Below are 5,551 nucleotides of genomic sequence, written 5' to 3'. Positions count from 1 at the left end.
CCCTCCGGCTACCCGGCTCTTGATCTGCCCGGTGACGATACGACGGTCACTCCCACCGAAACCCCGACCACGAAGCCGACTGCACCGGGCGCACTGGATGAGGCTGAACTGCCGCGGGTGGAGAGACTGAAAAAACTGTGGGCTCAGGCTGTACCCGATCATGTCGCCCAGTTCGGGCACATGGATTTGGCGCTGGGCACCACCGGTGACGGGATCACCGCCTACCTGCACGACGACCAGATTCCGTCGAAGTCGGTCAAACGGCCCTCCGGTACCTTTGCCTTCGAGGTCAAAGATGACACCATGATTGATGTGCCTCAGAAAGTGCGTGATGTGCTGGACTTCCCGGACCGGGTCTACGAGCTGCCGGAGGTGCAGAACCCCAATATCCCGTGGCTGGGATTTTCCACCCTGGATGTTGGCCGCGAACTGCCCGGTGGAGTGACCATCACCCTGCAGGAGTTCGACGGCCCCGGCGACCTGGTCACCGGCAATGTCGACTTCACTGGCACAATCAACACCTACCTGGATTCCCGCGACCCGGAGTCGAAAATCCACTACGCCAAACCCACCCACGCGCACCAGGCTTTCTGGTTCACCGAACCCGGTGCCTATCACGCCACGATGCGCTACAGCTGGGGGATAGGCGCTGATGCAAACCACCGTGACCTGTCAATGACCTTCCTGGTCGGCACAACCTGGGTTGCCACCGGCAGCAAGGTGGTCAACAACCCCGATCTGTTGTTGCAGGTAGCCGACACCACGCCGGAACCGGATACAGGCAGCACCCCGGAACCGGTTGCCACCACAACGGCAGCTGCGCCGGGTACAGGTTCTGAAACCCCTGGCGGCGGGAAGAAGAAGGAAGAAACCGCAGTCGAGATCGGTCTGCTGGATGCCTGGGCTGCCGGAAGCAAGGATTTGGGTCCGGCGCTGGTGGATACCGGCAAGAAAGCGGAACGTGCCATCACCACCGTCGGTGACTTCTACCGCAAGTGGTTCATCCCCACGCCGATCACCAGTGCCGTCGGCGGAGCCGGGACTGAATCATCACCCCGGCCAGCCGGCACCAACGGTGAATCCACACCGGAGACCACGCGTGAATCAACTGGCGGAACAAGCGGTTCCACCCCGAGGATCCGCCGGGCTGTTCCACAGACAAGCGGGAACGCCACCAACGGTGCGCGCAACAATTCCTTTGGCGGTTCTGTTGCGGAGCAGGATCCGTCAGCCCCGCGGACCCGCCACAGTGGTGTGCCAGAGGGGGCAGAAATCGTGGCTCTGCCGGCACCGGCGCGTGGAAACCCGTCCGGCTCCGCTGCGGTCAACCGTTCCACCGGGACTGCGACCACCGCCCGGACTGCAGCCGACGAACCGGCTGCGGACAACGGTCGTGCCACAGCGTCCGAGGAAACTGCCGCCGGGGCAACCCCGTCTCCGCAGCAACCGGCTGCCGCACAAGCAACCGGCGGGAACACCCCGGTGGAGACTGCCGCTGCGGTGGAAACATCATCCGCTACAGACAGCTGGATCAAGATTCTGCTGGGTATCGGGGTGATCTGCCTGATTGCCGCGGCCGGGGTGCTGCTGACCGTGCTGCGCAAGCTGTAACCAACCCCGTCATCCGGCCTGTCCGGGCCAGCAGGTTTTTTCCGGACAGGCCGGATGGTTTTTCAGCGCCGGTTGATAAGGGCATGAAACAACCCGGCGCCGAGCCCCTCCTTGCGGAAAACACAGGGAGACACCGGGCAGGCGCCGGGTTTTGTGGTTTTTGGGGTTTCGGGTTGTGCGGTCGTTGCGGCAGGGAGATCAGTCGACCCGGCGGACCGCACCCTTGTCGGCGCTGGTGGCAAGAGCCGCATAGGCGCGCAGGGCTTTGGATACGGTCCGCTGCCGGTTGACGGGCGTCCACGGCTTGTCGCGGGCTTCCTGTTGTGCTTTGCGGCGGGCGATCTCCTCGTCGCTGACATGAAGCTGCAGTGTGCGCTGGTGGACATCGATGGTGATCTCATCGCCGTCTTCGACCAGCCCGATCAGACCGCCGTGCGCGGCTTCGGGGGAAACATGGCCGACCGACAGGCCCGACGATCCGCCGGAGAAACGGCCGTCGGTGATCAGGGCGCATTTTTTGCCCAGACCCGCGCCCTTGAGGAAGGCGGTCGGGTGGAGCATCTCCTGCATGCCCGGGCCGCCGGAGGGACCCTCATAGCGGACGATCATGATCTCGCCGGGCTGGATTTCGCGTTTCAGAATGGCACTGACTGCCGCTTCCTGTGATTCACACACCCGGGCGGGTCCGGTGAAATGCCACAGGGATTCGTCAATGCCGGCGGCTTTGATGATCGCGCCGTCTTCGGCCAGGTTACCGCGCAGCACCACCAGCCCACCGTCTTTGGTGTAGGCGTGTTCGATGTCGCGGATGCACCCTTTTTCGGCATCGACGTCGAGTTCCTCCCACACATTGTCGGTGGAAAACGGTTCGGTGGTGCGCACCCCGCCGGGGGCGGCGTGGAACAAATCGACGGCCCTGTCGGTGGCTTTGCCACCCCGGATATCCCAGTCATCAAGCCACTGTTGCAGGGAGGGGGAGTGGATGGAGGTGACATCGGTGTGCAGCAGACCGGCGCGGTTGAGCTCCCCCAAAATCGCCGGAATTCCACCCGCCCGGTGCACATCCTCCATGTGGTAGTCCGAGTTCGGTGAGACTTTCGACAGACAGCCGACGCTGCGGGAGAGCCGGTCGATGTCGTCGAGATCGAAGTCGACCTCGCCTTCCTGTGCCGCAGCCAGAATGTGCAGCACCGTATTGGTCGATCCGCCCATGGCCATATCCAGGGCCATGGCATTGTCGAAGGCGTTTTTGGTGGCAATCGAGCGGGGAAGAACAGAGGTGTCCCCCCCACCGTAGTAGCGGCGGCACAACTCGACGACGATCTCGCCGGCTTTCTCGAACAGACGGCGGCGTTTTGTGTGCGTGGCCAAGGTGGAGCCGTTGCCGGGAAGCGACAGGCCCAACGCTTCGGTCAGACAGTTCATCGAGTTGGCGGTGAACATGCCCGAACACGATCCGCACGTCGGGCAGGCCGAGGCTTCAATCCGGTTCAAACCGACCTCATCGACCCGGTCGTTGGCGGTGGCGGCAATCGCGGTCACCAAATCCGTGGGTGCCTGGGCCACCCCGTCAACCACGACCGCTTTACCGGCTTCCATGGGCCCGCCGGAGACGAATACCGCCGGAATGTTGAGCCGCATCGCCGCATTGAGCATGCCGGGGGTGATTTTATCGCAGTTGGAGATACACACGATCGCATCGGCGGTGTGGGCGTTGACCATGTATTCGACACTGTCGGCGATGATCTCCCGGGAGGGAAGCGAATACAGCATGCCGCCGTGCCCCATGGCGATACCGTCGTCGACGGCAATGGTGTTGAATTCTTTGGGCACACCACCGGCGGCGACAACCGCCTCGGCGACAATGTCGCCGACATGTTTCAGGTGCACGTGCCCGGGCACGAACTGGGTGTAGGAGTTGGCGATAGCGATGATCGGTTTACCGAAATCGGACTCTTTGGTTCCGGTGGCACGCCACAGGGCGCGCGCCCCGGCGGCGTTGCGTCCGGCAGTGGTCACAGCTGATCTCAAGGGAATCATGGGTGGGGTTCCTGGGTGGGGTGGGGTGGAAAAATAAAGGGTTTTTTTAACATACGCGGTCGAAAGTAACCGGCATGCACCGCACCGGGGGCCGGGACGAACCGGCAGGGCAATATCCGGGGCTGCGGATTATCCGCCGGTGCGGTGACAAACACCGGGTGCGGCGGGGATGCCGCCACACTGCCCCCGGCGCTGGTGGGGCGGGGCGGGAGTGAAGTCGGTGTGTGTCTTTTCTTGGAAAAACTTATCCGGCCGCCCGCGGGTGCGGGCGCGGGGAGGGGGACAAACACTGTTGTCGTTGCCACCCTACCTTTCCGCCCCGGCGGGTCAGCGGCGGCGCGGATGTTTCGGGCTGGTTCCCGGGGTGTGGGGCACCGGCCGGTCCAGGGTGCCGTCGGCTTTGGCTTGTTCGTATTCGTCCCTGCTGGCCACCACCTGGCGGCCATCCCGGTAGATGACGACAACTTTGTCGTCGGCGGCCCGGCGGCCCTCACTGATCACATCGGGGATTCTGCCCCGGGACGCCTCGGCGAAGCGGGGGATCGAATTGAAGCTCACGGCGGGAAGCGCAATATGGGAGCCGTCGGTGGTCACCAGCTGGGCGGTGCTTTTTTTGAAGTTCAGGCCCTTGATGTTGTCCCAGGCGGTGGTGGTGGAGGCACCGAAAGCCGGGCGGGTGCTCACCCCGGTGGCATCAACTCGGGTACGCGCCCGGGCGATCCAGAAGACAAAGACGCCGGGGATCACAAACAGCAGCATCAGCCAGCGGGAGTCGAATCCGAGAAACTCGGTTTCCGAGGGGCGCACACCGACAATCAGGGCGAGGATGCACACCATCACAAACGCCGAAATATAGTGCGTGCGGTCGGGTCGGAAATCCACCGGAGGCCACGTCGCCGGTGGGACGTTGGGGTTTGTCGAATCGGCCATGCGGACAAATCTACACACCCCGGCCACCCCACCCGGCCGGGTGGGNNGGCGGCGGCACCGGGTGCCGGGTGCGCTAGCCCTCGGCCGGGGCGGCGGAGTCGTTATCCGCCTGCCCGTCGTCGGCGCGGGGGTTATCGTCCGGCTGGGCGGGCCGGTCGGACGGGGAGGACACCGCCGGGTTGTGCCGCGGGGTCGTCGAGGGCGGTGTGCTGGTGGCCGGCACATCCGACGGGGAAGTGGTGGTTCGGGTGGTGGAACCGTCCGCCGGGGAGGTGGTGGTCACCGCAGTGGTGGTTGTTGTCGTGCTGGTCGTCGACGAGGAGCTGGGGGTTTGCTCCGCTGTGGTGGTGGGAAGCTCCGGTTCATCGGTTGTCTCCTGCTCGGCGGGGGCCGATACCTGCGGTGTGGTGGTGTCGGTACTGCCGGTGACAGGTGCCTGGTCGGTCGGCGGGGCCGGTGGGGTGGTGGTCACCGGCGCCGGGGTGCGCGGCACATAGGGGTTGGGGGCGAGCACACCGCGCACATCGGAGTTTTCCGGGGCCACGGTCAAACCGGACAGCACCATCAGGCCGACCAGTGCCGCCACCAGGCCGGTGGTCGAGGAACGGACCCGCCCACCGAGGGTGAACAGCCCCTGCCCGGGTTGTTTGTGCCTGCCGAAAGCAAACCAGGTGTGGCCGGGTATTTCTTCCACACTGCCGTCGTCTTTGAATTTCTCCGGTTTGATCAGGGCGATGCCGCCACCGGGGCCCGGATCCGGGGGATTGGGCCTGGCCCGTTTGCGCTGCCCGGCGCCCATCGGGGACTGGTCCGGGGAGTGTTTTCCGGCCGCGGTTTTCAGCGCCCGGGCCGCCGAACGCACCCGCTTGTCGGTGGCCCGGCTGTATTTCTTCCCCGGCGCGGGGGTGTTGCCGTGCGGCGCCTCCTGCCCGCTCGCGTCAGCGGTGCCGTCAGCGTTGCCGTCGACGGC

At 64.9% G+C, this 5,551-nt stretch carries 3 protein-coding genes and 1 pseudogene; 1 reads left to right on the top strand and 3 read right to left on the bottom strand.

Going from position 1 to position 5,551, the window contains the following annotated elements:
* Window positions 1-1,611 (top strand): choice-of-anchor M domain-containing protein (locus JZY06_RS08495; protein WP_207279125.1); only part of this gene is annotated, 1,611 nt, incomplete at its 5' end.
* Window positions 1,612-1,809: 198 nt separating this feature from the next.
* Here JZY06_RS08495 and ilvD read toward each other — a convergent pair.
* From ilvD to JZY06_RS08480, 3 genes and pseudogenes are all read right to left on the bottom strand, one after another.
* On the bottom strand, window positions 1,810-3,651 hold the full coding sequence (gene ilvD, locus JZY06_RS08490) for a dihydroxy-acid dehydratase (protein ID WP_207279124.1): 1,842 nt from the start codon (window positions 3,649-3,651) through the stop codon (window positions 1,810-1,812).
* 327 nt (window positions 3,652-3,978) lie between these two features.
* Window positions 3,979-4,581: a PH domain-containing protein gene (locus tag JZY06_RS08485; protein ID WP_207279123.1), complete on the bottom strand. Its 603-nt coding sequence runs from the start codon at window positions 4,579-4,581 to the stop codon at window positions 3,979-3,981.
* Window positions 4,582-4,654: 73 nt separating this feature from the next.
* Window positions 4,655-5,551, bottom strand: a pseudogene (locus JZY06_RS08480) (hypothetical protein); the annotation flags it as partial.

Source organism: Corynebacterium mendelii (genome assembly GCF_017307055.1).
Lineage (GTDB): Bacteria > Actinomycetota > Actinomycetes > Mycobacteriales > Mycobacteriaceae > Corynebacterium > Corynebacterium mendelii.
Note: the sequence above shows the minus strand (reverse complement) of the source record. Positions and strands in the feature narration are given on the sequence as shown.

Excerpts from the sequence above, each read along its gene's own strand:
- JZY06_RS08485 (WP_207279123.1), bottom strand. The coding sequence starts at position 4,581 with ATGGCCGATTCGACAAACCCCAACGTCCCACCGGCGACGTGGCCTCCG.
- ilvD (WP_207279124.1), bottom strand. The coding sequence starts at position 3,651 with ATGATTCCCTTGAGATCAGCTGTGACCACTGCCGGACGCAACGCCGCC.